This window comes from Enterococcus sp. AZ088, from assembly GCF_051714845.1.
GTDB classification, from domain to species: Bacteria; Bacillota; Bacilli; order Lactobacillales; family Enterococcaceae; genus Enterococcus; species Enterococcus faecalis.
The window spans coordinates 269,198-293,516 of record NZ_JBIOSQ010000001.1 but is presented as its reverse complement, the minus strand read 5'-3'; the positions used below and the strand labels follow the sequence as shown (position 1 = coordinate 293,516).

The following is a 24,319-nucleotide window of genomic DNA, read 5'->3' as shown; positions in this document are numbered from 1 at the left end:
ACTTTCCTATTCAACGGAAATTATTAGATTACAATTAGAATACCACGTTTAGCAAATTTGTCAACGGAGATGGATGAAATAGTAATGAAAAAAGCAGCTTCTTTTCAGAAGCTGCTTACGTCTATTTTTATCATTGCTGATTAGGCTGAGTGTCCTACGATTGTGCTACCTGAGTAACCAAAACCGACACGTGTAATACCTGGGTTAATTTCCCAATCACGGTGACCGCTACCTGAAGCTGTTACCATGTTTGTTTCATTGTACCACGCCATGATTACTGAGTTACCTGGCGCCCACATAATTGCGATAACTTCATCTCCACGAGACCAGTGATCATTTGGAATACCACCTGCTTCAACTTGTGCTGCACGAGCAGTTGCAGAAGCTGCTAAGCCTGCATCCCACACTACTGGACGTAAACCTAATGATTGACGTAGAACGTTCAATGCATTGATTGTTGGATCAGCAGAAGGTGTTGGTGTTGGTGGTGTTGGTTTCTCTGGTTCTGGTGTAGGTGTTGGTGTAACTGTTCCACCACCAGTTTGGCCACCATTATTTCCATTATCACTTGGTGTTGTAGGTTGTACTGGTTGTTCTGATGAAGAAGAGCCAGTATTTTCTGTTGCACTATTATCTGTACTTGGTGTAGTTGTTTCAGTTGTTTGTTGCGTGCTTGATTCAGTTGCTGAGCTTGAGCTTGCTGGTGCTTGTGCTTCTGTTGTTGATGAAGAGGCAACTGGTGCTTCTGCTTTCACTTCAGCTTTAGCTGGTTTTGCAGCAGCTTGTTTGGCTTTTTCAGCTGCAGCTTTTTGTTCAGCAGCTAAACGTGCTTGCTCTGCTTCAGCAGCTGCTTTTTGTTTTTCTAAGCCAGCTTTAGAACTTTCAGCAGATGATTGTTCTAATGCTAATGAAGCTTTCATTACGTTTAATTCAGATTGTTTAGAAAGTAAATCTTGACGTTTTGTTTCTAATTCAGCTTCTGTTGCTTCAAGTTGTTTCATTTTTTTCTCGTTTTCAGCTTTTTTATCAACAACGGCTTGTTTGTCTTCTTTTTGTTGTTGCATTAAGTCGTTGTTGGCACTTACGATTGTTGAAACAGCTTGAACACGGCTGATTGCATCTGCAACTGAGTCCGCATCTAAAACTGCATCTAGCATTGTTGTGCTTTGTCCATTAACTTGAACATCACGTGCTTGATTTTTGATTGCTTCGTTACGTTTTTCAATACGTTGATTCAAGTTTGTAATTTCTTGTTGTAATTGTTCTGATTTTGCTTTTAGTGTTTGCTTTTGTTCACGTAAAGCCATGCTTTCATCAAATACTGAAGATACTTCTGCTTCTAAAGAAGATACTTGTGAAGCTAAATCCCCTTGTTTTGCTTTTAATGATGAAATTTCTTGATTTTTTTCTTCAATTTTTTTATCAACATTGTCCGCCAAAGCGATGCTTGGGGTAGCAATTGCTGATAGCGTTAATGAACATAGTAATACTGATGCAAATAGACGTTTCTTCACTTGTCATTCCTCCGAATTAATTTCTAAAGTTTATTTAAAATATCTTAATCTTTTCTTACGACAAAAACATTCTACCACACCCATATTTCAATTAAGCAATAGAAATGTTACAAAAACATTTCAGATCACTCGTTCTTTCTCCATAATAGGTAAACTTACCTTTTGTAAGGCTTTTATGCCTTGTCATGACTGGTTTTCACGTGTTTTCAATTGTTAAACAATTCTTCGATTTTTTTTCATATTTTTTCTTTTTTTATTCAAATTTTGCTTCTTTTTTGTCGATATATGCTTTTTTTCGTAAAATTAATCATTTTTCCTTCTTTTTAGCAAACGTTTTTGTTACAAAATTCGTTATATTTTGGTAATGAACCAAGAAAAAGGCCGCTTCGTTGAGCCGCCTTTTATTATTTCTATGCAATGTTTTTGATCAAACTATTCAACTTATTTTTTATGGACTTATGGGCCTGTCACTAAATTCCAAGTCACCATTGCTTGATAAGTTTGATCTTTTCTACCTTGATTTGCTGGAATTTCTAATTTGATTTGATCAAAAGAAAAATCAAATTGATAAACATCACTTTCGTCAAACTGACCATTGGCAACAATATGGCTAGCTACACCGTTGGCAACTAATTGAATAGCGGTTGTTTTGCCAAGAGCAACTTTAGTTTCCGTTGGTTGATTGTACTGAATAAAACCTGAAACATTGGTTGTTCCTAACAATAACTTTGTCATTGATGATAGTTGATCCACTCTTCCTTCAAAGGGGGATAGTTCTGCAGTTAGTGCCCAATTGGGTTGTGATTTTTTCAAACGTAAATATGGATTTTCCTGACCATTTTCATAATAATCTGCTGCCTGCTTTAAACCATGTTGCTGCGTGTTGCTAGAAATGGCGACTTTACCAAAATCAAAAGTTGGTGTGCTGATAAAACCTTCCTCATCTGGTGCCACAATTTCTTGATTTTTAGGTTGGATTCTGACAGTATCAGCTGCGTGAACAGCAGAAAAATTTCCATTCATTTCAACAGCCGCTTGTAACACTTGATCTGGTTCACCTGTAGCAATTGTTGTCATCATAATAGTTGCTGTCTGACCAATAGGCACTTCCGTATTTAAAGCAATGCCCACTCGCCAATTTTCATCAGTAATAGGAACAATTTTGTTTGGTTCAGATCCAACACGAATCGTGACTTGGATTGGCCGAGCTAGACCTGGTGACCAACCAATTGCTGGCTTTAAGTTTATTTTTTTTAACGGTACTTCTCCCACATTTGTAAGCATAATCTGCCAAATTTGTATATAACCACTTGGCATGACTTTGACTAGTCCTTCTATTTGCATTTCAGCTTTTGCAGTTATTTCCTTATACACTGCTGTAATAGCGTTCATTTCATTAAAAACAGGGGAGTTTATTGGTCGTTTTGTTTTTTCTAAGTTCTCTTGTTTTGTTTTATTTTGATACCAACCTTGATATAAATAAGTTTTACCGTTAACGCTGTATTGTTGTGGCAGTTTTTTTCCAGCTAAATAGCGAAAGCCATCCGTAGTTATTGGTCGTTGGTGATCCTGAATAAAATCAGATGGTGGTGCAATTTCAACACCATTGACATCCTCAAATGTATAATTTTTTTGAGGTACCTCCTTATAGACAACAGTTAAATCATCATTGTCGTCATAGGTAATATCATAACTGGGCGTTACGCTTTTTTCTAAATTTTCAGGTCTCGTTTTCCCTTTATACCATCCTTGAAATTGATATGTTTTTGAGTCGATTTCATAGCTACTTGGCAAAAGGCCGTTCTGTTTAAAGGTGTAAGGGTCACGTTCAATAAGCGTTTGCTTTCCTTGTCTAAACCCCGGTGGCGGAGGGATTGGTTTCCCTTGAGTATCCACAAAATGTTCTGTCACTTTGCGATTGGTAACATGATAATAAACCGGCCCTGAAAATTTAAAGTAATTCAATAGCCCAGATTGATTCGATGAATCAACCTTCACTTGGTTGTACACAGGAACGATTAGTTTTTGACTCTCGCTAATGTTAAATGTTACTCCTGTTTTCTGACTATATTGTTGTGCAGATATTTTTTCCAATTCAAATTGCGAAATTGTTGTTGGATATTGGTTTCCTGATGCGTCGGAAATAGTTGGCAGCGGATAATTGGGATCAATTTCCCCTTTCTTATTGTATAAGCTTAAAGAAGTATAATATCTTGGTAAAAAAAATGTTTGATTACTCGCTGCAAGCACCGTTGACATGTCGGAATAGACGGCTACTTTCTCACTTGGAATTACCACTTCTTTTAAATTAGCCACTGTAGATGCTGTCGCTGGTTGACTTTCACCTTCCCACACATTTATGCCATTTGGGGAATTGCCTTGCCAGCTATGATACTGTAGAAGGATCTCATTGGCGTTTACTGGCTGCCCCTCTTCATTAATAAATCCATAACGATAAGTTAGGTTAGGCGTCTCAATTCTTTCTCTAATCGTTTGACTTGTAACATTAGCCTCATTATCGATTAACTCACTTTTTGGCAATGCTAGTGGTTCTTCATCATGTAGTTTATCCTTTGTCTGTGGTTGTTCACTTTCGGCTTTTTCTGCTGTTAATGAATGATTGGTTCCTTCTCTTACTTGTTTTGTACTTGGTAATGTTTCTGCAAAAACAGTTGTCTGTATTAGTATGGGGAATACTAATATATGGCAGATGCCCGTTACTATCAATTCTTTCCATTTACTTCGCTTCATATTGTCCCTTCTTTCTAAAGAACAATCCAACAATTCTTAGTTAACTAAACATTAAGACACTAAACTTAGCAGAATGATCACTTACCATTTTCAGCAACAGTCTTGTCTTGTGGTATCGGTTTCATTTTTCTTTATACTTTGGATCATTCACTTGTTTCAGCGCTATTCGTCCAATACTTCTTTTTACTAACCAGTTATAACTAGTTTAGCAAAAAAGAATAATTTCTGAAATTCCGAATTTTAAACAGACAGGAGCATTTCCTGAAGATTCTATATATATCAAGGAAAATCGACCAAAAATAAACTAAAAATAAACTTTTCAATAGAGAATCATAGCTAAAACAGGATAAATTAATCATATTTTCACCTTCCTAGCTTTACCTTTATCAAAAAAAGCTCAAAATGTTAGTTTTGACAACTAACATTTTGAGCTTTTTGTTTTTTCTTAACGAATGATTTCGACTTTTTTGTCTGTCTTGACTGTAACACGGCCGTTTTTAATAACATATAACCGTTCTGGAATATCAATAATCGCATGTTCAACCACTTTTGTGTCTAATAAGACTAAATCTGCTTTATTCCCAACTGCGACACCGTATCCTTCTAGTCCCATCGCACGAGCAGGACTTGTTGTTACCATTGGTAGCACTGTTTTTAAGTCATCCGCTCCACCTAGGTGCCCAACAGGAATGGCTAACATCGCTGTTTGAACAATATCCCCTGTGCCATATGGTGTAAAAGCATTGCGAATATTATTCGTAGCAATACAGACATTCACGCCACCATCGCGTAATTTACGAATTGGCGTAACCGCACGTCGAACATTGTACTGATCACCACGAGCCCCTAAATGTAAATCCGTTGCTGGTAAAGCCATCACGCTAATATTTGCTTCCGCCATTTTTGCAATAATAGGCGCCAATTCTGCTTCAGGTAAGGCATGCAATGCCGTTAAGTGGCCCACTGAAACACGGCCTTGGTAGCCTTCAGCGATGGTTTTTTCACATAAATATTCAATACTCATATCATCAGCTTCATCGGCAAAATCTTGGTGTAAATCTACATCTTTATCATATTTTTTAGCAATTTCAAACACTAAATCAATATGTTCTTTCGCTGGTGCATCATTATAAGGAATACCGCCGACAACGTCTGCGCCCATATCCATTGCTTCATACATCATTTGTTCTGTTCCAGGGGCTTTAAAAATTCCTTCTTGCGGAAACGCAACTACTTGCATGTCAATTAACTCTTTGTATTCTTCTTTCAAACGCATAATTGTTTTGAAGCCAGTAAAACCTTGCGCTGGGTCAAATTCTGCATGCGTTCTTAACGCCGTGGTTCCATGAACGATTAACATTTCTAAGGCACGTTTAGCACGGTCGTAAATGTCTTCTTCGGTAAATGTTGGTTTTAATTCTGCGGTTACTTCAATCGCTTCTTTCAACGTACCTGATTTATTTGGTTTACGATCAGCAATTAATGCCTTGTCCAAATGTAAATGACTTTCTACAAAACCTGGGATTAAAACACGACCATCTGCTTCGATGACTTCTTTGGCATCGCCAGTAATAACTGGGGCGATTTCAATGATTTTTCCTTCTTTAATAGCTACATCTTGTAATGCTTCACCGTCTTGAAGACGAACTTGTTTAATTAATAAATCCATGTTTTCCACTCCCTAAATTGTTTTTTATCCAAAGATTAAACCGATAACTAATAATAGTACAGAGGCAATACTTAACCATTTCACGTTTCCTTTAACTACATCCAAAATTGGAATTTGGAAGCCTGAAGATAAAGCTTGCATAGTAATATTAACGAAACTCATTTGACTACCTAAACCAACACCCATTGCTACAAAACCTAATGCTAACGGCGGGAAGTTCAACGATACAGCAACTGGTAGCACTAAAGTTAAAACAGAACCTACGTAGGCCCCAGCTGGAATCCCAATTAAAATCCCTGTTAAAATGGCAACTGGCACGACAATAAAGGCTGGTGCATTTTCAGCAACACCTGCGATGACAGCAAACGTTCCTGTTTCCGCAATAACATTAATAAAGGCTAAGAAAATCCCTACTTGGAATAAACGAGTCAAAATATATGTAGACCCATCTACCATCGCTTCGACAGATTTGTTCATTGAGAAATCTGTACATAAGAAAATTAAAACTAATGTTAAAATCATGTATACAAGTGGCGTAAAGAAGGCAAAACCAATTAAATCATTCACAATTGGTCCAAAAATTACAGCAAACAATAAGAAAATGGCTGGCAAGGTAATTTTAAATAATTCACCATTGCTCTTTTTATCAAATTCATCATCTGCCGACTCTTTAAAGCCAACATTTCTATGTTTCGTTCCCCAAAAGGCTAACACAATCGCTAATGCTACGAAAAATAACCAGTAAGGTCGCATGGTTGAAACATATGAACCGACACTGATATCGCCTAATTTTGAAACAATACTTGATTCTAATGAAGCGGGTGATGTTGTAAATGATACCGCAGCAGCTAAAGACATTGCTGCAATTAATTCAGGAACAACGCCAACTGCAGCAAAGGCCAATGGCGCAATAACCATCGCACTTCCGCCACCAATTCCTGACATATATGTGGCTGCGGCTAATAAGATAACAATAAAAGCTGAAACATACTCGACTTTTCCTTTTGTGCCTCGTTTGGCTAAAGTTAATGCAGCTGAATAACTACCTGCTTTAAAGACCGCCATCGCAACAGCTGAATTAATGATGGGAACGGTAATTCCTAACATCATTGGGATAGCTTCCAACATCTGTTTATTCGCTTCTTCTAGTCCAATGCCGCCAATCAGCATCGCTAAGACGCCACCAATTAAACCAGCGATAATCATATCGACTTTCATAAACAATAGAACCAAAACAACAATCAATGGAATAATCACAACTAATGCCATGATTCCTGTCGGGGCAACTACATCCCCAATCTCATCAGCAAAGGCCGCAACTGGCACAAAAATACTAACTAAGAATGCAAAAATAAGTGCTACTTTTGACGATTTTTTCATTTTACTTTCCTCCAATAGAAAGAAGGCGAGAGCAACGCAGTAGCGAATACTCTCTGCGCTCCTCATTATTTGGCAAAGGCACCTTGCCCGCCATATTTATCGTAATGTACAATCTCACTAACTAAATAATCATAAATACTTTGTGGAATTTCAATGCCTTCTGACATGGCTTTTTGATAGTTTAGCTGACCAATTTCTCCTGGATAGTAAACTTGTTGAAACCCTTCTGCTGTAGGCACACTATGAAGTTCTTCCACCATTTGATTAATATTTTCTTTAAATCGTTCAGAATCTGTAAAGCGGCTTGGATCAATGACTAAAAACATCTGACCCAGATTCCGTTTCTCCGTTAAATCCGCATACATGGAGCTGACATGTTTGCCAAAAGGTAAGCCTAACAACGAACCAGCTAAGACATCGACCATCATCATTAGTCCATATCCTTTTGGTCCTGAAATCGGCAATAAACCTCGTACTTCATAAGGATCAGTCGTTGGCTGGCCTTTTTCGTCTACTGCCCATGTGTCGGGAATTTCAACATCTCTTGAACGTGCATCTAAAATTTTCCCCCAAGCCTGTACTGTCGTAGCCATATCAAACACGACTGGTTCATGACCTGCTCTAGGTGCTGCAAAAGCGATTGGATTTGTTCCAAAATAATTGCTTGTACCACCAAACGGTACCACCATTGGATCAGATTGACACATCGAAAGAGCAACCATGCCTTGTTCCGCTGCTTTTTTAACATAATACGATAACGTCCCGCTATGACTCGTTTGAGAAACGCCAACATATGCTAACCCTGATTCTTTGGCTAGGTCAACTGCAGCAGCTAATGCTTCGTTACAAACAAATTGACCCACGCCATTATCGCCATGAAAAATGGCAGTGGACGGTCCAGTTTTTTCAAATGATAATTCGGGGTCAATCGTGATCCCGCCTTTTGCAATCCGTTCCGCATAATAATCCATACGAACCGCCCCGTGTGAATGAATACCGCTAGCATCTGCAAAAGTTAAATGTCGAGCAACTTCTTCGGCATGTTCAGAATGTAAACCAGCAGCTTCTAATTTTTGTTTCATCAGCTTTTCTAATTTTTCCGGTGTAACGACAACCATTTCTTCCATTGCGCTTGCTCCTTTATCATTAATCTTAAAAAAGGGAAAGAAAACAAGTGATTTTCTTCTTCGTCCTTGCATTTCCTCCCCTTTTTTCACTACTTATTGCTACTGTTAAAGACAGTATAGTCAATTTCATCCACTGATTTTGCAACTAGAATAGCAGAGTAAACATCTGAATTGACATTTAAAATTGTTCGTAACATGCCAACAAACCATTCGACGCCTGCAAAAATTGCAATACTCTCAATGGGTAAACCCATTTGCGGAACAATCACTGCCAGTGAGACTAAGCCCGCACCGGGAACAACTGCGTTTGCTAGTGAGACAAACGTTGCTGTAATTGCTAAGTAAATCATTTTCGTAATATCAAAATCTAGCTGATACATCTGAGCGATAGTCATTACAGTAAAAGCCATATGCATCGCTGAACCGTTACTGTTTAATGACATACCTAACGGCAACACTAAGTTAGTAATTCGCTTACTTAAACCTAATTTTGTTTCTGTTTCTTCCAAAGCTACTGGTAAAGTAATTGCTGAAGAAGTTGTCGCCAAGGCCATCACAGACATATTTTTCATGTTTGTAATTAAACGTAGTGGACTTACTTTACAGTACAATGTGATAACCAAAATCCAGATGCCCAAAAATAAAATAGTGCCTAATCCATAGACCAATAGATACTTCACTAACGGTAAAATAATTTGAAGGCCTAAGTGACTAATTGTTGAAGCAATTAAAGCAAAAATCCCCAGAGGTGCTAGATACATGACGTATCGAATGACTGTAATGATAACTTCATTAAAGTCCACAATTATTTGGAAGAGTTGTGTCTCTGGATGGCTTTGTAAGTATTTATTCAGTGCTAAACCAAAAAATAATGCAAAGACAATAATTTGAATAATCGATCCTTGAGTCAGTGAATCAAAAATATTTTTCGGAACGAAATTTAAAATCGTATCAGTGATTGAGATTTCTTGCGCTTTAATAGAAGCATCTTGGAAGCCAGTCATTTTAACACCGTATCCTGGATTAAAAATGACTGCCATTAGGACGCCCCATAAAGCGGCAGCTAAGGAGGAAATCCCGAAAACAGCGATTGTTCTACCCCCAAGGCTCGTTAATTCTTTTGGATTAATACTGCCAACTGCTTGGACAATTTGTCCTAAGATCAAGATAGGAATAGCCATTTGCATCAGTCGCAAAAAGACATCTCCAACTATTTTCAAGTAATTGCCGCTAGCAGGAATCAAGAGTCCTGCGAGGATTCCTACGACAACAGCAATTGCAATTTGGGTGATCATGGACGGTTTTTTCATGGTAAACTACCCCTTTTGACTGATCACAGTTCCTGCTTCTTTATCGATGTTTTCTAAGTTTTCGATAGAAGTAATGATTGCTTTCCGTTTGTCATCACCTTTTACGAAGTCTAAGGCAGCTTCGATTTTTGGTAGCATACTACCAGCAGCAAAGTGACCTTCTTTAATGTATTCTTCTGCTTCGGCTACACTGATTTGTTCTAATGCTTTTTGATCTGGTTGATTGTAATTAATGTAGATGTTATCAACGCCTGTCAAAATAATCAAACGGTCTGCATCAACGTTTTCAGCTAAAACACGTGCAGAGAAATCTTTGTCGTTAACCGCTTCCACGCCTACGTATTGTCCGTCTTCTGCTACGACCGGAATGCCCCCGCCACCAGAACAGATAGTTAAAACGTCCGCCTCTACTAAAGCACGAACCGCCTCTTTTTCAACAATTTCTTTAGGCATTGGTGATGGAACAACTTTTCGGTAGCCACGGCCAGCATCTTCCACATACGTAGAGCCATCTTTGGCTGCTTCCGCGTCAGCTTCTTCTTTTGTATAGAATGGACCAATTGGTTTGGATGGTTTTTTAAACGAAGGATCTTCTTTGTCCACACGTACTTGCGTAACTACAGAGATAACTGGTTTAGCAATGTTACGTTTTTCAAACTCATTAGTTAAAGCATTTTGTAACCAGTAACCGATGCTTCCTTGTGTCATCGCAACACAAGTATCCAATTTCAACGCTGGATTTTTTTCACTTTCGCCTGCTTTTTGTTGTAAAAGCAAATTCCCTACTTGTGGTCCGTTTCCGTGACAGACAATGACTTGTTCCCCTTTGGCAACAAATTCTGCAATATATTTGGCCGCGTGATTAACGACGGCTTTTTGGCCTTCATCTGTTGGATCCGTATCTAAAATAGCATTCCCACCTAGGGCAATTACGTTTAAACTCATTGATTGATTCGCTCCTTTTTAGTAAAGCAAAGACAAAATCTTTTCAGTATCGACGGATAAGAAATAATTTGTTTACGAAATGAAAGATTTTGTCTTGCTCATTTTGATTGTTTCAGTCATTATCGAAGGGATAATTAACCTAATTTCGGTTTACTCTCATCTTTAGCTAAGAAAGCAAAAGCTAGTAAACCAATAACTAATAGTACACAAGAAAGATAGAAGCCAACTTGCATTGAGCCTGCTGTATCTGCTAAATATCCTGTGACATACGGTGCTAGGATTGACCCTGACATCCCGATAAAATTATAGGCACTTAACGTTGTTCCTAAGGCCGCTTTTGGTGCATGTTTGGTAACAAAAGTCACCATAATTGGATCTAACGCTAATTTCCCTGTTAACCCATAAAGAATTAAAACAGAAATTAACAATGTCCGATTTGTTACAAAAGCAATCGCAAAGACAGATAGGATTGCTAAAGGTACTAATGTAAAGACTAATTTTTTCGTCGCACCTGTTTTATCATTCAAACGAGCGAAGATTAAGGCGCCTGGAATAGAGGCCCATGGTACAAGTGATGAAATGAAACCAACGCTCGCTCCTGTAAAGCCACGTTCAGCAATTAAAAATTGTGGCAACCAAGTAATAATAACAAAGTTTGCATAAATACTTGTGAAACATAAAATAAATGCGGCTAATAAATTACGATTTGAGAAAATTTCTTTTAATGAGATCTTTTCTTGCGGTCCTTCTTCAGCAGCTGCTCGTGCGGCTTCTTCGCCAGGACGAATCACTTTTTCTTTCAAAATTGTATAGAAAAGAATTCCTACGATAAACGTTGGAATCGCCATGATAAAGAATGGTTTGCTCCAATGTTCACCATTTTCTAAAACCAACTTACTTGAAAGTAAGTACCCACCTGATGTACCGAAGGCCATCCCACTATTGATGATGGCATTACCGATGGTCCGTTTACTTGCTGGAATCGCTTCTGTCGATAACGCATATTGCGGGCCATAGTAAGCGCCTTGACCAATACCAGCAATTGCACGAATGACTAAAAACATAACAAAGGTTGTCGCTAATCCACTAAAATAAGTAGAAATAGCAAGAACGATAAACCCAACAGCAATGACTAATTTCCGGCCAATTTTATCGCCAATCATCCCAAAAGGAATCTGTGCAACAGCATAGGTTAGAAAGAAGATACTATTGGCTAAACCAAGTTGTGTGTTACTTAGACCAAATTGTTCTCCAATGACCCCCATCACTGGATTAAAAATAGTTCGTGTTGCGTACATTAAAATCCAGCCTACGAAGAAAATGGCTACGACTTTAATCCAGTAACTATTGCTCACTTGCACTGCTTGATTTTTTTTACTATTCTCCATGTCTTCTCCTCACTTCTCATCTAACTCTACAGATTGTAAAGCTAGTAACATTCCAAATGACATATCTTTACCAGAGGAATGTCCGATTTGTATAATTCTGTCAATATTTTCGTCAACTCTATTATCCCGATGGTTCTCCAAATCCAAGAGTAACTGATACAACAATGAATTTACATATCCTTTAGCCGAGCTTGCAATATAGCCTTTACTAACATCTGTTGTGGATAAATTTGCTGCCGAAAGAGTAGCGGCTAACGCCGCAGCTCTTTCATCAGCAAGTATGAACAGAATTGTTTGATACGCCACTAAAATGTCATCACCACTCGGGGTTAACCCTTTGCCCCGACCAATCAGATAATTCGTTACTTCTTGCCATTCCGATAGTGTCCAAACTTTTTGTTTTTGGCTCATTTTTTTGAAAATATGCTTTGCTCGTTCGTCTAAAGGCAGGCCAATTCTACGTTCTAAGTTTCTCGCTAATAAGCGGTCTCGCAACAAGCGTAATTGGTCTTTTTCTAACTTGAAATGAGTAATGTTTAAAGAAACGACCTCGGCAGGTGTGAGTTGGATCGTTTTCACGCCGACTGTACTGTAAAAGGTCAACTGATTTTCTGTGATTTTGACTTTATTACCTTGTTGTACATACGGAAAGATTTCTTGAAACAATTGATCTGGCAAAAACATACCAAAGCTTGATAAATAATTATGGAAGTTTGCAACATTGATTAATTGATCCTGGACTTTCAGATTAAATGAACGTTCAAAAACACTGTGAATGGTTCCCATCTTGCCATATTGGTGGATAGGAAAAATGTAGTCACTAATGACTAGTTGGTTATTCAACCGTAATGCCTAGTTTCTCAGCATACGCTTCTAGGGCTTTTTCAAAACAGCCTAGAGGTGCTCTAACTGTCCCTGCACCAATTTGACCAACACCGGCATTTTTGTGTGCAATCCCTGTATTGATGATTGGTGTAATTCCTAATTCCACCACTTTACGGATATCAATTCCTAAACAAGTTCCTTGGAAATCCCAAGTTGGAATTGAGAATGTTGGGTTGTGTCCTTCACAGATTTTTGCCATTTCATTTGAGGTTGCTAACGCATCTTCAAAGCCACCTGCACCAACAAACCGTGTTACGCCAGGTGCAGCTACCATAGCCATTGCTCCAACGCCTACTGTTTCAGTAATTGCACTATCCCCGACATCAGGATTTCCGTCTTCTTCGCTGAAACCAGTGAAGTAAAGACCTTTTGGTGTATTTACTGGTGCGGTATGCCATTGATCGCCTGTTTCTGCAATCCGGACCCCAAAGTTCACGCCGTTACGAGTCATCGTTGTGACAATCGTTCCGTTGGTATCTTTACGGGCACCATCAACAATTGCTTTTCCAGTTGCCATCATGACATTTAAGAAGAATTGATCTGTGTCAGCTAAGAATTTGATTACTTCGTATTTTTGATCTTCTGGAATATCTGTTTTGATAATTAATGGAGACAATTCTTTTAAGAAGTTCAAAGATGCGGCAATATTTCTTTGGTGGAACTCGTCACCCATTGTAATAGAGCGCGCAATCAATACGTTTAAGTTCAAGCCTTCTTCAGAAAGTTTCAAAGCTTTCGCAATAGTTGGTCCTAAAACATCTTTAATCCAATCTAAACGATCAACTACTTCTTGTGAATAAGCACCAAAACGCAATACTTTACCGATACCTTCATTCAAGATACAGTATGCTTCGTTACCTTCTAAGCGATTTTCTACAACAAAGACTGGCATATTACCAGAAGTAATACCGCCCATTGGTCCTACTGCTTTTACATGGTGACAAGGAATGAAACGTACTTCGCCAGCTTCAAAAATCTTCAAAGCATCTTCTTCATTGTCTGCCCAACGTTCGAATAATGCAGCACCGATACAAGCACCTTTCATTGGTCCAGTCATTTCAGACCATTGGATTGGTGGTCCAGCATGAAGTAATGTTTTTTGTGCATCATCATTTAATTCTGGAATCACTGATTTCGCAGGTACCACATCTACTAAGAATGGTTGTGCATTTTTAATTTTGTCTGTTACTTTGTGATTTTCAGCTTCGATTTGTTCACTGTAATCTTCCAAGGCATCCAAAATTTTAATCATTTTTTTATTGCCGTTGGCACGCGGACGCCAGTTGAATTGAACAGTTTCGCCACCGTAATCAACGATTGATTCTGTAAAGCTTTGCAACCCAACGTTAATAATTCTTGGTTTGGTTGTTAATAGTTCCATTACTTTTTCGCCTGGTTTTGGTACATCGACAGTTGGTCCGTTGTAAGCAACCACTTCTTTATCGTCTTCTGAAATTTCGATTCCTTTTAGTAATAAAGCTAATTGAACAGCTTTAGCATTGCTTTCTGCAACTAAAACGCCGCCTTCTTTCAAACGATCAACCGACGATTGGTAATTTTGCGGATCTTTCGTCGTCCCACAGACAGTTGCAACAAAGTAAAGATCACGTCCGGCTTCTTTGGCTGTGGCACGCGCTTCTTCAATTGCCGGTAACAATGCACCAACCATGTCTTCATGAGCACCGTAGCCTAACACCACATCGAATAAGATAATCCCCGTTTTTTCATCTTGTGCATATTCACGAATTTTTTCGATACGAACATCTGGGTCAATCATTGGGTGTGGACGACCTTGTGTATACATATCATCGCCTAAGTCAATGACTTCATAACCATGAGATTTCAAGACATAACCTTCTGCTTTCACTAAACCGCCAAGGTCTAAAGCTTCAGAAATTAACATACCTGCTTCAGAAGCTAATGTACCACCTGAATATAAGCCTTTTACAACTTTATCTTCTGGTAATGTTGGTACAGCTGGTTTTGCTAATGCTTCAAAGTAATTTTTCTTCACGGCCACATCATTTGCTAAATCAACAGCAATTTTAGCTGTTTCTTCTAATGTATGAGCTAGATAAACTTTGCCTTCGTGACTTGTTGGTTTTTCTCCTAAGAAAATCGCAACGACTGGTTTTGAAATGCTTTGTAATAATTCAACCACTTCATCACGAACTTCTTTTGCAGGTGGTTTAGAAATAACTGTAATCACATCGGTTGGTTCGTGATTTTCTAAGGCCACAATAGCATCTTTCACTGTGATAGCGCCTACTTTATCGCTTAGGTCACGACCACCAGTACCAATGGCGTGAACAACTCCGCCACCTAAGCGGTCAATAATCGTTGTAACTTCTTGAATCCCTGTCCCTGAAGCACCAACAACGCCAATGTTTCCTGGAGAAACAACATTTGTAAAGGCGATTGGAATACTTGAGATAATACCAGTTCCACAGTCAGGGCCCATCATTAGTAAGCCTTTTTCATGCGCTAATTTTTTCAAACGTACTTCATCTTCAATTGACACATTATCCGTGAAAGAGAACACGTGTAAATCATTTTTTAAGGCACGTTCCATTTCTGGCGCACCATATTCACCAGGGATACTGAATAGCGCTACATTCGCCTCTGGTAAAAGATCAAACGCTTCTGACCAAGAAGTTGCTGCTTGTGCTTCTTCACTAGTTCCCTTTGCTGATAAATCATCTAAGAATTCATCAATCGCTGGCATAACTTCTTCCATGATGTTTTCTTTTTCACTGTCAACCACAATCATCATGTCGTTTGCAGATGCACTATTGGCCTCATCCGTTAACAAGTTCGTGTTGTTAAGGATGTCTTTGTTGGCATCTGTTCCCATCATGATTTGACTCATGGTTACACCATCTAATGCATTGATTTTATTGGTCAATAACATTAAGTTGATGGAGTCTTGGTAATTGTTTTTCAAAATTACTGTGTGTAACATTGTTCATCCTCCTATCTATTCCTTACAATGCTATTGTATCGAAACAAGAAAGTGTTTTCATCGGACATAATTCTAAAAAAATGGTATAATTTTTATCCATAAGAGGAAAAAAGGAGAAAACGATGAAATTAAGAGAGTTATTATCGATAGGTGACTTAAAAAAAGGTAAAATTTTGACGAAAGAGATTGGTTTAGACAATGAAGTTGACTCGGCAATGGTCTTAGAAGCGATTGATATCGAGAACTGGAGTAGAAAGAATCAGTTAATTTTGACTTCTTTCTACGCATTGCATGATTTACCAGAAAAAGAGTTGGAAAATTTTTTCGTAAAGATGCGCCGAATTGGCATCAGCGGCTTAATTTTGAAAACAGATCGATTCATTAAAATGATTCCAGAGTGGTTTATCGAATTATGTTTCAATTATGAAATTCCTTTAATTAAAATCACACAAGACATTAGCTATGAAAAAATTCTGTTTACGATTTACGAGCCTTTGTTGAATTATCAGTCGCATGTCTTACGTACGTATTACGATGTACGCCAACGTTTCACCAAATTAGAGCGCCACTACCCAACGGTTGAGACGATTATGCAAGAATTTTATGACATCATTAAATTACCCTTCGCTTTAAAAATGTTGGATAAACATCTGGAAATTAGCGATGGCGACTTACCCCATGATGCGATTGTGCTCTCAAGAGAAAAACTAAAAAACAGTGAGTTCACTAAAAATGATTACTCTCTTTTAACACTTTATTCTCATGCCAACCCCAAAAAACAGTTGGCACTAGAAGTTTCTATTTTCAATAGTTATTCCACTAATTGTTTACTTCTGGTTTATTTACAAGATGAAAAGGTTAAAGAAACGGATTTAGTGATTATCGAAAATGCGATTGATGTCTTGCAAGAAAAATTCAATACCGAAAATTTGTTAAAAAAAGAACGGTATACTCGTTTGAACAACTTAGCGGATGCTATTTTACAAAATACACCGCAAAATCCTGACGAGCTAAACAGTTTGCTTCGTGAAGTGCAAATGCAAGAACTAGATTCTTACCAAGCGATTGCTTTTTCTACCAAAGACACCAATACACAACTCATGAAAGAACGAATTATTGCCTTACTTCGTACCCTGCGTGTGAAATCCATCTTCTTTGATCAGCTAAATTATTCGGCGGTCCTTTTTAACTTCAATGAAAGTGATGGAAAAATTACAAAGCTGCAATTAAGTCGTTTATTAGCTGAACTTTTAGAAGAAAACGACACGCTTACCGTTGCCGTCAGCAGTTTAAAATCACGAGAAGGGATTAAAGAGCTACTGATTGAATGTCTGGACATTCTGCGCTTTAATGAAACTTTTTATAACGGACCAATTGTCACCTTAGCCGATATCGGGGTATTTAAAAATTTTATCCGCGAAGACCAATTGGAAAATTTAGACGAATTAATTCCTCGCGCACTTTATCAATTAGCCGAAAATAACTACGATTTGTTTGAAACCTTGTACAGTTTTTTCCAAAATAATCGCAACTATAAACAGACCTCTGAAGCGATGTTCCTTCATTCAAAAACGATTCGTTATCGTTTAAACAAAGTGGAACAACTTCTTGATATTGACTTAGCCAATCCCTTGCAATTGTTAAATTATGAAATTGCCACATACATTATAAAGATGAGGAGACGTGCACTTGAAAAACAATCAAACACTCGCTAATGGCGCAACAGTTACTATCTACCCCACTACGACTGAATCAACGAACTATGTCGTCTATTTACACGGTGGCGGGATGATTTATGGAACCAAAAGTGATTTACCAGAAGAACTGAAGGAGCTGTTTACAAGCAATGGCTATACCGTTTTAGCACTGGACTATTTGTTGGCTCCAAATACAAAAATCGATCACATCTTAGGGGCGCTCACAGAAACCTTCCAATTGCTAAACGAAGAGATTATTCAAAACCAGCCCTTTGGTTTGTGCGGGCGTTCCGCTGGCGGTTATTTAATGTTACAGTTAACCAAACAATTACAAACACTAAATTTGACGCCACAATTTTTAGTCAATTTTTACGGCTATACAGATTTAGAATTTATTAAAGAGCCACGGAAATTATTAAAGCAAGCCATTTCCGCTAAAGAAATAGCTGCTATCGACCAAACGAAGCCTGTTTGGGATGATCCTTTTCTTTCTCGCTATCTGCTGTATCATTACAGTATTCAGCAAGCGCTATTGCCGCACTTTTACGGATTACCAGAAAATGGGGACTGGTCTGCTTACGCACTGTCAGACGAAACATTAAAAACGTTTCCACCTTGTTTCAGTACAGCTAGCAGTTCAGACGAAGAAGTGCCGTTCCGCTATAGCAAAAAAATCGGACGGACCATTCCTGAGAGTACCTTTAAAGCGGTTTACTATTTAGAACATGATTTTTTAAAACAAACCAAGAATCCTTCGGTCATCACTTTATTTGAGCAATTGGATAGCTGGTTGAAGAAGCGATAAGCATAACAAAAAGAAGCGAGAAATCTCGCTTCTTTTTGTTATTTTTGATAAAGTGTGGTTCCTTTTACCACACTGATTTCCACCGGTGTCTGACGAGCGACAAAAGCCGCCGCACATTCTGCTTCAGTGAGTAAGTAAGTTGCTTCAGCACCAACTTGCGGCCAATTTGCTTGCCCTTGTTCGTCTAAAGTTGTGACACCATCTGTCACTAAGCCCAATAATTGGGTTAAAGCATCTTGATCTTTCACATTAAAAAGTTCACCTAAACGAGCCAATTTTTCTTGTAATGAGCCATCACCATAAGGAGACCAGCAATCGTAGATATTGTCACAACCAAGATGGACATTGACTCCATGACGTAACAATTCCATAATTGGCGGAATCGTGTTAGGTGTGATTGGCACGCTGGAATTAATATGAATTTTTTCTGCTGCTAAAGCGTCATAAACTTCGTCACGTTCTTCACCAATGAAATCATTTAACCCGAAGGCATGGCTGATAAATACTTTGTCTTGTAGGCCATATTCTTTCGTTAAACGGATAATTTCTTTAATCGTTGTTGTCCCAGCTTCGTGACGGTCATGTAAATGAATATCCACACCGACACCATGTTTATCTGCTAAGCGGAATGTTTCAGCCAATGATTTTTTGTAATCACCATCTAGTGAATAAGGATCCACGCCACCAATAAAATCGGCACCTTTTGCCAATGCTTGATCAACTAATTCAACGGAATCTGAACGTAGTAAGCCGTGCTGTGGAAAGACGACAATTTCTACCGCAAATGGTTTCGTTTGGGCCAACGCTTGGACTTCATAAAAATAACGTAAGTCTGTCATCGGTTCCACGTCGACATGTGTTCTGAAGGCTGTCGCGCCATGTGGTAATTCTAAGTCAATTAAATGATTTGCGCGTTCAGTTAAAGAAAGTTCTAAACTATCTAAATAAGGGATTTCTGCTTCGACACGTTCCACAATTGACTTCGCTGGCGTCACCGGATACCACGGAACACCTAGTTTACTTTTATCAAAATGACAATGTTTTTCAATCAAACCTGGTAAAATCAATTGATGGTGACCATCAATAATTGTCAACCCAGGTTCTTCTACCAATTCTTCATTGGGGATGATTTTCGTAAATACTCCATCTGTTATTTCAATTGCCACTTCTTTGGTTACTGTCCCAGATAACCAGTCACCTTCTTTTTGATACCCTGTTTCAATTCGAACATTTTTTAACCAATAATTCATGCTTTCCTTCACTCCTACCTGTATTTATTCCTTCCCGAAAGGACACAATACTTAGTTGTACTGTGCTAAAATTTTACTAATTTCCGTATAACCTTTTTGATTGGCATAGTCCATTGCTGTTCGACCAGAATTGTCTTTAATGGATTGATCCGCACCATTTTCCATTAACAATTTTACAATATCTTGGTATAGTTGGTTCCCTTCACGTAACCCCACTGCCTCAATCAACGCTGTATAGCCAAAGTCATTTTGGAAATCTATGTCTTCTCGTCCATCTTCTAACAAGAGCTTCACATTGTCAATATGTCCTTTTTCAGCTGCCGGAATTAACGCATTGCCACCGTAACGGTTATGCTTATTTAAATCTGGGGTCGCATTTTTTAACATATACGCTAAAATCTCCGTACGTCCTTGCGCTCCCGCATAAAGATAGGGACTATCACTAATGCTATTTTGCAGATTAATATCGGCACCCCGATCAATCAACGCTTTTGCAATCTCAATGTCATTATTGTGAACAGCGATATTGAGCGGTGTGTTGCCTTCTGTGTCGACTTCATCCACTTGATAAGTAGTATCTTGTAAAATTTCCTTGACCTTCTTCGTATCTCGTTGATTGGCTGCTTCTAAAAGCGCACCCACTTCATAGGTCTTCATCGGTTCTTTCACTTCCTCTTTTGATGTTGTTTGAGCTACCGAACGGGTTGTACTGGTGCTTTCAGTTTTTGCACTACTTTGAGTAGTCACCGTTTGACTATTTTTTGACGCTGCGGAGGGTGTTTCTCCTCCTTGACACGCAGCAAGTAATGGAATGGTCACGACACTTAATAGCCCCATTAAAATTTTTTTGTTCATTGTGCTCAACTTCCTTTCCTCGAGAGAAATATGAGATTTTTCTCCAGTGGTTCTAATCTAACGAATCTTTTTTTATTTGTCGATTAAAACGCTTTCTCTGTTTTTCTATTTTAAAAAGAGAGAAACCAAAAGAAGTCGAAACTTTTTTTGGTTTCCATTCGTATGTTTTGTTCTTAAAAGGTAAATTCAGGATCAAAAGTTCCTTGGTATGGTTCATGTTCCACATAGACTTGGATATCGTTTCCTTCGTTATCTTTACCCATTCGTGTGTACGTAAAACGATTATCATTCAATTCTGTTAATTCTAAGACAGCGCCATAGCGATTGGTTCCAATGGACACATGGGCACGGAATTTATTTTGATTTCCTACTTTAAAGTAGCCATAGTCGCCACGAGTTTCACCCGTTTGTAAATTGAAAAATTCATATTTGCTGCTGTCTTGGTCAAATTTTGCTAAGCTAATGAAGTTTTGATTAGCCGATGTTACATCATTGCCATCTTTATCCACTACTTTCGTGCCGTTCCATAAGCGCTCAGGCGTACCATACAACCAAGATGTTTTTCCAAGAATCTCATCACCAGGTCGATTAATATCGATTGCCCCTGTTTGCTCTGTCATCGCACGTCGGCCATTCGTAAATTCCAGTGTTCTCGGACGATTATTTGGGAAAGGTTGCGGATATCCATAGACAGGACCAGAGGTTGCTTTATTTTCTACAAAAACTTCCACATCATTTCCTGCTTTGTCTTTCCCTGTTTGTGTATACGTAAAAGTATCTTGGTACAACATTCTTGACCGGTAAACACCTTGATAATTCTTTGTTTCAGAAATAATTACTAAGTAGCTCTTATCAGATAAGCCAGCGGTCATAAAGAAGGTCCCTTCATCACCTGTGGATTTCCCAGTTTCTTTGTCAAAAAACTCATAAAAACTAGTGGTTGCATCAAACTTAATTGCATGTAATAAATCCTGATTTTCAGCGGTTAAATCGGTCCCATTTTTATCATAGACACGTTGACCTGCCCAATCTTTTTCCGATAACATTTCATCTTGCCGAATACCAACCGAGCGTAAATACTCAGGTAAATTCCCTAAATTATTGGGATTGTCTACGCTTTGAGGAACGTATGCTTCTGCCGTCAAAGCCCCTCCTGCTCCACCAACTAATAACGCACTTAAAGCCAACAATGTAATTGTACCAACGATTTTTTTCTTCATAAGCTACTACTCCCTTTCCCTCTTGATAATTTAAGGATAGCAAGTAGTTATTAACTCCACCTGTCCATAATATGAACAAATTATTAAATAATAATTATTATAATTATCTTAATAATAATATTTAATTGTAACTAATAACAATTTATTTATAGAAGAGAAGAAAACAAAAGAACGTTGGGGGACGTTCTTTTGTTAAATGAGAGAGAAGACAAGAGACTTTTAGAAAGTAAAGGCTGGATGATATGTGCCTTGGTAAGGTTCATGTTCTACAAACACTTGAATATCATTACCAGCATTATCTTTACCCATTCGAGTATACGTAAATCGATCATTGTTTAGTTCCGTTAATTCTAGCGCCGCGCCGTAACGATTCGTCCCTATAGATACATGGGCCCGAATCTTGTTATTGTCCACCACTTGGAAGTACCCAAAGTCGCCGCGGGTTTCACCTGTTTGTAAATTGAAAAATTCATATTTACTTGTGTTTGGATCAAATTTCGCTAAACTAATGAAATTTTGATTGGCCGCTGTCACATCATTACCGTTTTTATCTACGACTTTTGTGCCATTCCACAAGGTTGTTCCTAAAATTTTATCCCCTGATTTATTTGTCACAATTTTGCCAGTTTGATTGGTTAATGCTTCACGTCCATTTGTAAAAGCTAATTTTTTCCCATGATAAGGAATGTGTTCCACGTAAACTTCAACATCATTCCCCAGTTTATCTTTCCCTAAACGTTTGTAAGTAAATTTGTCTTTACTCACTTCGGTTAAATCCACTACGGCTTGATAATTTTGTGTCCGCGAAATTAAAATTCGTTTTGTGCCATCACCTGTCACAAAAAATGTTCCTTCGTCACCACGGGTTTCCCCAGTATTTTTGTCGAAAAACTCGTAAAAACCGGTTTCACCATCATATTTTGCTAAACCAATAAAATTAGCATTTTCTGCCGTTAAATCATTACCAGCAGCATCATAAACACGGGTTCCTTGCCAGTCCGTGCCAGATAAAATCTTAGTCGCCTTGTCGCCTCTTGTTTGGCCATTGTTTTGATGTTTGCCTAAATTTGCTGTAGCACTATTTGGATTGGCTGCATGATCTGCAAATGCTGGACTTGCATAACCTGCTATAAGTAACGTACTTAATGTTACTAAAGTAATCGAACTTAATACTTTCTTTTTCATAAAGCATCGCTCCTTTTCTTTGATAAACCTATCTTAACAAGCGATTCTAAACTACCACTGTCAGAAAAATGAACAATTTATAAACGATTAAAAACAACTATAAACTATTTTTTTGTTAAAAATAAAGCGGTCAAAAGAATCCTTTACTTCCTTTTGACCGCTTCATCCACTCGTGATTGACTAATTAGAACGTGAAGTCTGGCGTAAAGTCTCCTTCATATGGTTCATGTTCCACAAAGACTTTAATTTCTTTACCATTGTTGTCTTTACCCATTCGTGTATACGTAAAACGTTTATCATTTAATTCTGTTAATTCTAACGCAGCTCCATATTTATTGTCACCAATTGAAACGTGGGCCCGGATTTTGTTATTATCAATTACTTGGAAGTAACCAAAATCTCCACGTGTTTTACCCGTTTCTAAATCAAAGAATTCATATTTACTTGTTTTATTATCAAATTTCGCTAAACTAATAAACATTTTATTTGCTTCAGTAACATCGTTACCGTCTTCATCTAAAACTTTCGTGCCATTCCATAATGTAGCCCCTAAAATGTCATCCCCAGGTTCACTGGTAACAATCTTGCCAGTTTCTGTTTCTAAATCTTTACGGCCGTTCGTAAAGGTTAATTTCTCGTCAGAATAAGGGATATGTTCTACAAAGACTTCTACATCTTTCCCGTCTTTATCTTTACCCATTCGCTTATAGGTAAATTTATCTTTCGTCACTTCCGTTAAATCGACCACCGCTTGATAGTTTTGTGTATCCGAAATTAAGATACGCTTTTCGCCATCATCTGTCACAAAGAATGTGCCTTCATCGCCACGGGTTTCACCTGTTTCTTTGTCGAAAAATTCATAAAAACCTGTTTCACCATCATATTTTGCTAAACCAATAAAATTAGCATTTTCTGCTGTTAAATCATTATTATTTTTGTCGTAAACTTTTGTGCCTTGCCAATCAGTACTGGATAAAATTTCTGTTAATTCTTGTCCTTTTGATTGCTCTTTAGCTGCTTCTGCTGAACTAGAGACTGCAGTGCTTGAGCTAGCTGCACTTGATTTATCTGTTGCAGAGTTGGCTCCGCCAGCACAGCCTGCGATCAACAACGTACTAAAGGTTAATAAGGTAATCGTACTAAAAACTTTTTTCTTTTTCATAGTTGGTAATCCCCTTTTTTCTTTTTGATATACCTAGAATAGCAAAGCCTTATAAACTCCTACTTGCCGAAAAATGAACAAATTATAAACAAATGAAAAAAAGTTAATAACAATACTAGCTTTTTTTTGTTCACTTGTAATACACTATAAGTAAGAAATAGATTAAAACCACTAGGAGGGACGCTTTTGACCATTAAACGCCGCTTTTTTATTT

18 protein-coding genes and 1 other annotated feature (1 of these 19 only partly in view) are annotated in these 24,319 nt (G+C 38.1%); of the genes, 3 read left to right on the top strand and 15 right to left on the bottom strand.

Features of this window, described 5'->3' with window-relative positions:
• Positions 1 to 23: a binding site (T-box leader), on the bottom strand; it reaches 207 nt to the left of the window's first position.
• Between the two features lie 117 nt (positions 24 to 140).
• Positions 141 to 1,514: a PcsB-like coiled-coil domain-containing protein gene (locus tag IGL17_RS01485; protein WP_016618117.1), complete on the bottom strand. Its 1,374-nt coding sequence runs from the start codon at positions 1,512 to 1,514 to the stop codon at positions 141 to 143.
• 185 nt (positions 1,515 to 1,699) lie between these two features.
• On the opposite strand from IGL17_RS01485, the gene IGL17_RS01480 reads away from it, so the two are divergent.
• Positions 1,700 to 1,879 (top strand): hypothetical protein, encoded by a 180-nt coding sequence (locus tag IGL17_RS01480; protein WP_002367870.1) that lies wholly within the window; start codon positions 1,700 to 1,702, stop codon positions 1,877 to 1,879.
• A 91-nt stretch (positions 1,880 to 1,970) separates the two neighbouring features.
• Here the strand turns inward: IGL17_RS01480 and IGL17_RS01475 are convergent, their stop codons facing one another.
• From IGL17_RS01475 to fdrA, 9 genes are all read right to left on the bottom strand, one after another.
• Entirely contained in the window at positions 1,971 to 4,265 is a 2,295-nt protein-coding gene (locus IGL17_RS01475) for a WxL domain-containing protein (protein WP_016618116.1), read from the bottom strand.
• A gap of 445 nt (positions 4,266 to 4,710) precedes the next feature.
• Complete coding sequence (locus tag IGL17_RS01470) at positions 4,711 to 5,934, bottom strand: amidohydrolase family protein (protein ID WP_002389547.1); 1,224 nt, start codon at positions 5,932 to 5,934, stop codon at positions 4,711 to 4,713.
• A 24-nt stretch (positions 5,935 to 5,958) separates the two neighbouring features.
• Positions 5,959 to 7,380 carry a hypothetical protein gene (locus tag IGL17_RS01465; RefSeq protein WP_002389832.1) on the bottom strand — a complete coding sequence of 474 codons (1,422 nt, stop codon included), beginning with the start codon at positions 7,378 to 7,380 and terminating at the stop codon, positions 5,959 to 5,961.
• Positions 7,380 to 8,441: an ureidoglycolate dehydrogenase gene (gene allD, locus IGL17_RS01460; protein ID WP_002413499.1), complete on the bottom strand. Its 1,062-nt coding sequence runs from the start codon at positions 8,439 to 8,441 to the stop codon at positions 7,380 to 7,382. The genes IGL17_RS01465 and allD overlap by 1 nt, the downstream gene beginning before the upstream one ends.
• A gap of 89 nt (positions 8,442 to 8,530) precedes the next feature.
• Positions 8,531 to 9,751, bottom strand: coding sequence for a dicarboxylate/amino acid:cation symporter (locus tag IGL17_RS01455; RefSeq protein ID WP_010824989.1), 1,221 nt, complete (start codon positions 9,749 to 9,751; stop codon positions 8,531 to 8,533).
• Positions 9,752 to 9,757: 6 nt separating this feature from the next.
• Entirely contained in the window at positions 9,758 to 10,696 is a 939-nt protein-coding gene (gene arcC / locus IGL17_RS01450) for a carbamate kinase (protein WP_002355252.1), read from the bottom strand.
• A 134-nt stretch (positions 10,697 to 10,830) separates the two neighbouring features.
• Positions 10,831 to 12,084, bottom strand: coding sequence for an MFS transporter (locus IGL17_RS01445; protein WP_002355251.1), 1,254 nt, complete (start codon positions 12,082 to 12,084; stop codon positions 10,831 to 10,833).
• A 9-nt stretch (positions 12,085 to 12,093) separates the two neighbouring features.
• On the bottom strand, positions 12,094 to 12,927 hold the full coding sequence (locus tag IGL17_RS01440) for a DUF2877 domain-containing protein (protein ID WP_002355250.1): 834 nt from the start codon (positions 12,925 to 12,927) through the stop codon (positions 12,094 to 12,096).
• Positions 12,920 to 15,931 carry a DUF1116 domain-containing protein gene (gene fdrA / locus IGL17_RS01435; protein ID WP_002355249.1) on the bottom strand — a complete coding sequence of 1,004 codons (3,012 nt, stop codon included), beginning with the start codon at positions 15,929 to 15,931 and terminating at the stop codon, positions 12,920 to 12,922. Before fdrA ends, IGL17_RS01440 begins: the two co-directional genes overlap by 8 nt.
• A gap of 122 nt (positions 15,932 to 16,053) precedes the next feature.
• Between fdrA and IGL17_RS01430 the strand changes: the two genes are divergently transcribed.
• On the top strand, positions 16,054 to 17,646 hold the full coding sequence (locus IGL17_RS01430) for a PucR family transcriptional regulator (protein WP_002355248.1): 1,593 nt from the start codon (positions 16,054 to 16,056) through the stop codon (positions 17,644 to 17,646).
• Positions 17,621 to 18,433 carry an alpha/beta hydrolase gene (locus IGL17_RS01425; protein WP_016618115.1) on the top strand — a complete coding sequence of 271 codons (813 nt, stop codon included), beginning with the start codon at positions 17,621 to 17,623 and terminating at the stop codon, positions 18,431 to 18,433. Before IGL17_RS01430 ends, IGL17_RS01425 begins: the two co-directional genes overlap by 26 nt.
• Before the next feature lie 38 nt (positions 18,434 to 18,471).
• On the opposite strand, the gene IGL17_RS01420 is transcribed toward IGL17_RS01425, so the two are convergent.
• The 5 genes from IGL17_RS01420 to IGL17_RS01400 form a co-directional block, all read right to left on the bottom strand.
• Positions 18,472 to 19,683 carry an amidohydrolase family protein gene (locus IGL17_RS01420; protein WP_016618114.1) on the bottom strand — a complete coding sequence of 404 codons (1,212 nt, stop codon included), beginning with the start codon at positions 19,681 to 19,683 and terminating at the stop codon, positions 18,472 to 18,474.
• Between the two features lie 51 nt (positions 19,684 to 19,734).
• Positions 19,735 to 20,538: an ankyrin repeat domain-containing protein gene (locus tag IGL17_RS01415; protein WP_002373191.1), complete on the bottom strand. Its 804-nt coding sequence runs from the start codon at positions 20,536 to 20,538 to the stop codon at positions 19,735 to 19,737.
• Positions 20,539 to 20,711: 173 nt separating this feature from the next.
• Positions 20,712 to 21,758 (bottom strand): DUF4822 domain-containing protein, encoded by a 1,047-nt coding sequence (locus tag IGL17_RS01410; protein WP_016618113.1) that lies wholly within the window; start codon positions 21,756 to 21,758, stop codon positions 20,712 to 20,714.
• Positions 21,759 to 21,977: 219 nt separating this feature from the next.
• Positions 21,978 to 22,943, bottom strand: a complete 966-nt coding sequence (locus tag IGL17_RS01405; RefSeq protein ID WP_002387659.1) for a DUF4822 domain-containing protein — start codon at positions 22,941 to 22,943, stop codon at positions 21,978 to 21,980.
• Positions 22,944 to 23,127: 184 nt separating this feature from the next.
• Positions 23,128 to 24,105 carry a DUF4822 domain-containing protein gene (locus IGL17_RS01400; protein WP_016618112.1) on the bottom strand — a complete coding sequence of 326 codons (978 nt, stop codon included), beginning with the start codon at positions 24,103 to 24,105 and terminating at the stop codon, positions 23,128 to 23,130.
• Positions 24,106 to 24,319: the final 214 nt, after the last annotated feature.

Coding starts and splice junctions, on each gene's coding strand:
- IGL17_RS01480 (WP_002367870.1), top strand. CDS start 1,700: ATGACTGGTTTTCACGTGTTTTCAATTGTTAAACAATTCTTCGATTTT.
- IGL17_RS01475 (WP_016618116.1), bottom strand. CDS start 4,265: ATGAAGCGAAGTAAATGGAAAGAATTGATAGTAACGGGCATCTGCCAT.
- IGL17_RS01470 (WP_002389547.1), bottom strand. CDS start 5,934: ATGGATTTATTAATTAAACAAGTTCGTCTTCAAGACGGTGAAGCATTA.
- IGL17_RS01465 (WP_002389832.1), bottom strand. CDS start 7,380: ATGAGGAGCGCAGAGAGTATTCGCTACTGCGTTGCTCTCGCCTTCTTT.
- allD (WP_002413499.1), bottom strand. CDS start 8,441: ATGGAAGAAATGGTTGTCGTTACACCGGAAAAATTAGAAAAGCTGATG.
- IGL17_RS01455 (WP_010824989.1), bottom strand. CDS start 9,751: ATGAAAAAACCGTCCATGATCACCCAAATTGCAATTGCTGTTGTCGTA.
- arcC (WP_002355252.1), bottom strand. CDS start 10,696: ATGAGTTTAAACGTAATTGCCCTAGGTGGGAATGCTATTTTAGATACG.
- IGL17_RS01445 (WP_002355251.1), bottom strand. CDS start 12,084: ATGGAGAATAGTAAAAAAAATCAAGCAGTGCAAGTGAGCAATAGTTAC.
- fdrA (WP_002355249.1), bottom strand. CDS start 15,931: ATGTTACACACAGTAATTTTGAAAAACAATTACCAAGACTCCATCAAC.
- IGL17_RS01430 (WP_002355248.1), top strand. CDS start 16,054: ATGAAATTAAGAGAGTTATTATCGATAGGTGACTTAAAAAAAGGTAAA.
- IGL17_RS01420 (WP_016618114.1), bottom strand. CDS start 19,683: ATGAATTATTGGTTAAAAAATGTTCGAATTGAAACAGGGTATCAAAAA.
- IGL17_RS01415 (WP_002373191.1), bottom strand. CDS start 20,538: ATGAACAAAAAAATTTTAATGGGGCTATTAAGTGTCGTGACCATTCCA.
- IGL17_RS01410 (WP_016618113.1), bottom strand. CDS start 21,758: ATGAAGAAAAAAATCGTTGGTACAATTACATTGTTGGCTTTAAGTGCG.
- IGL17_RS01405 (WP_002387659.1), bottom strand. CDS start 22,943: ATGAAAAAGAAAGTATTAAGTTCGATTACTTTAGTAACATTAAGTACG.
- IGL17_RS01400 (WP_016618112.1), bottom strand. CDS start 24,105: ATGAAAAAGAAAAAAGTTTTTAGTACGATTACCTTATTAACCTTTAGT.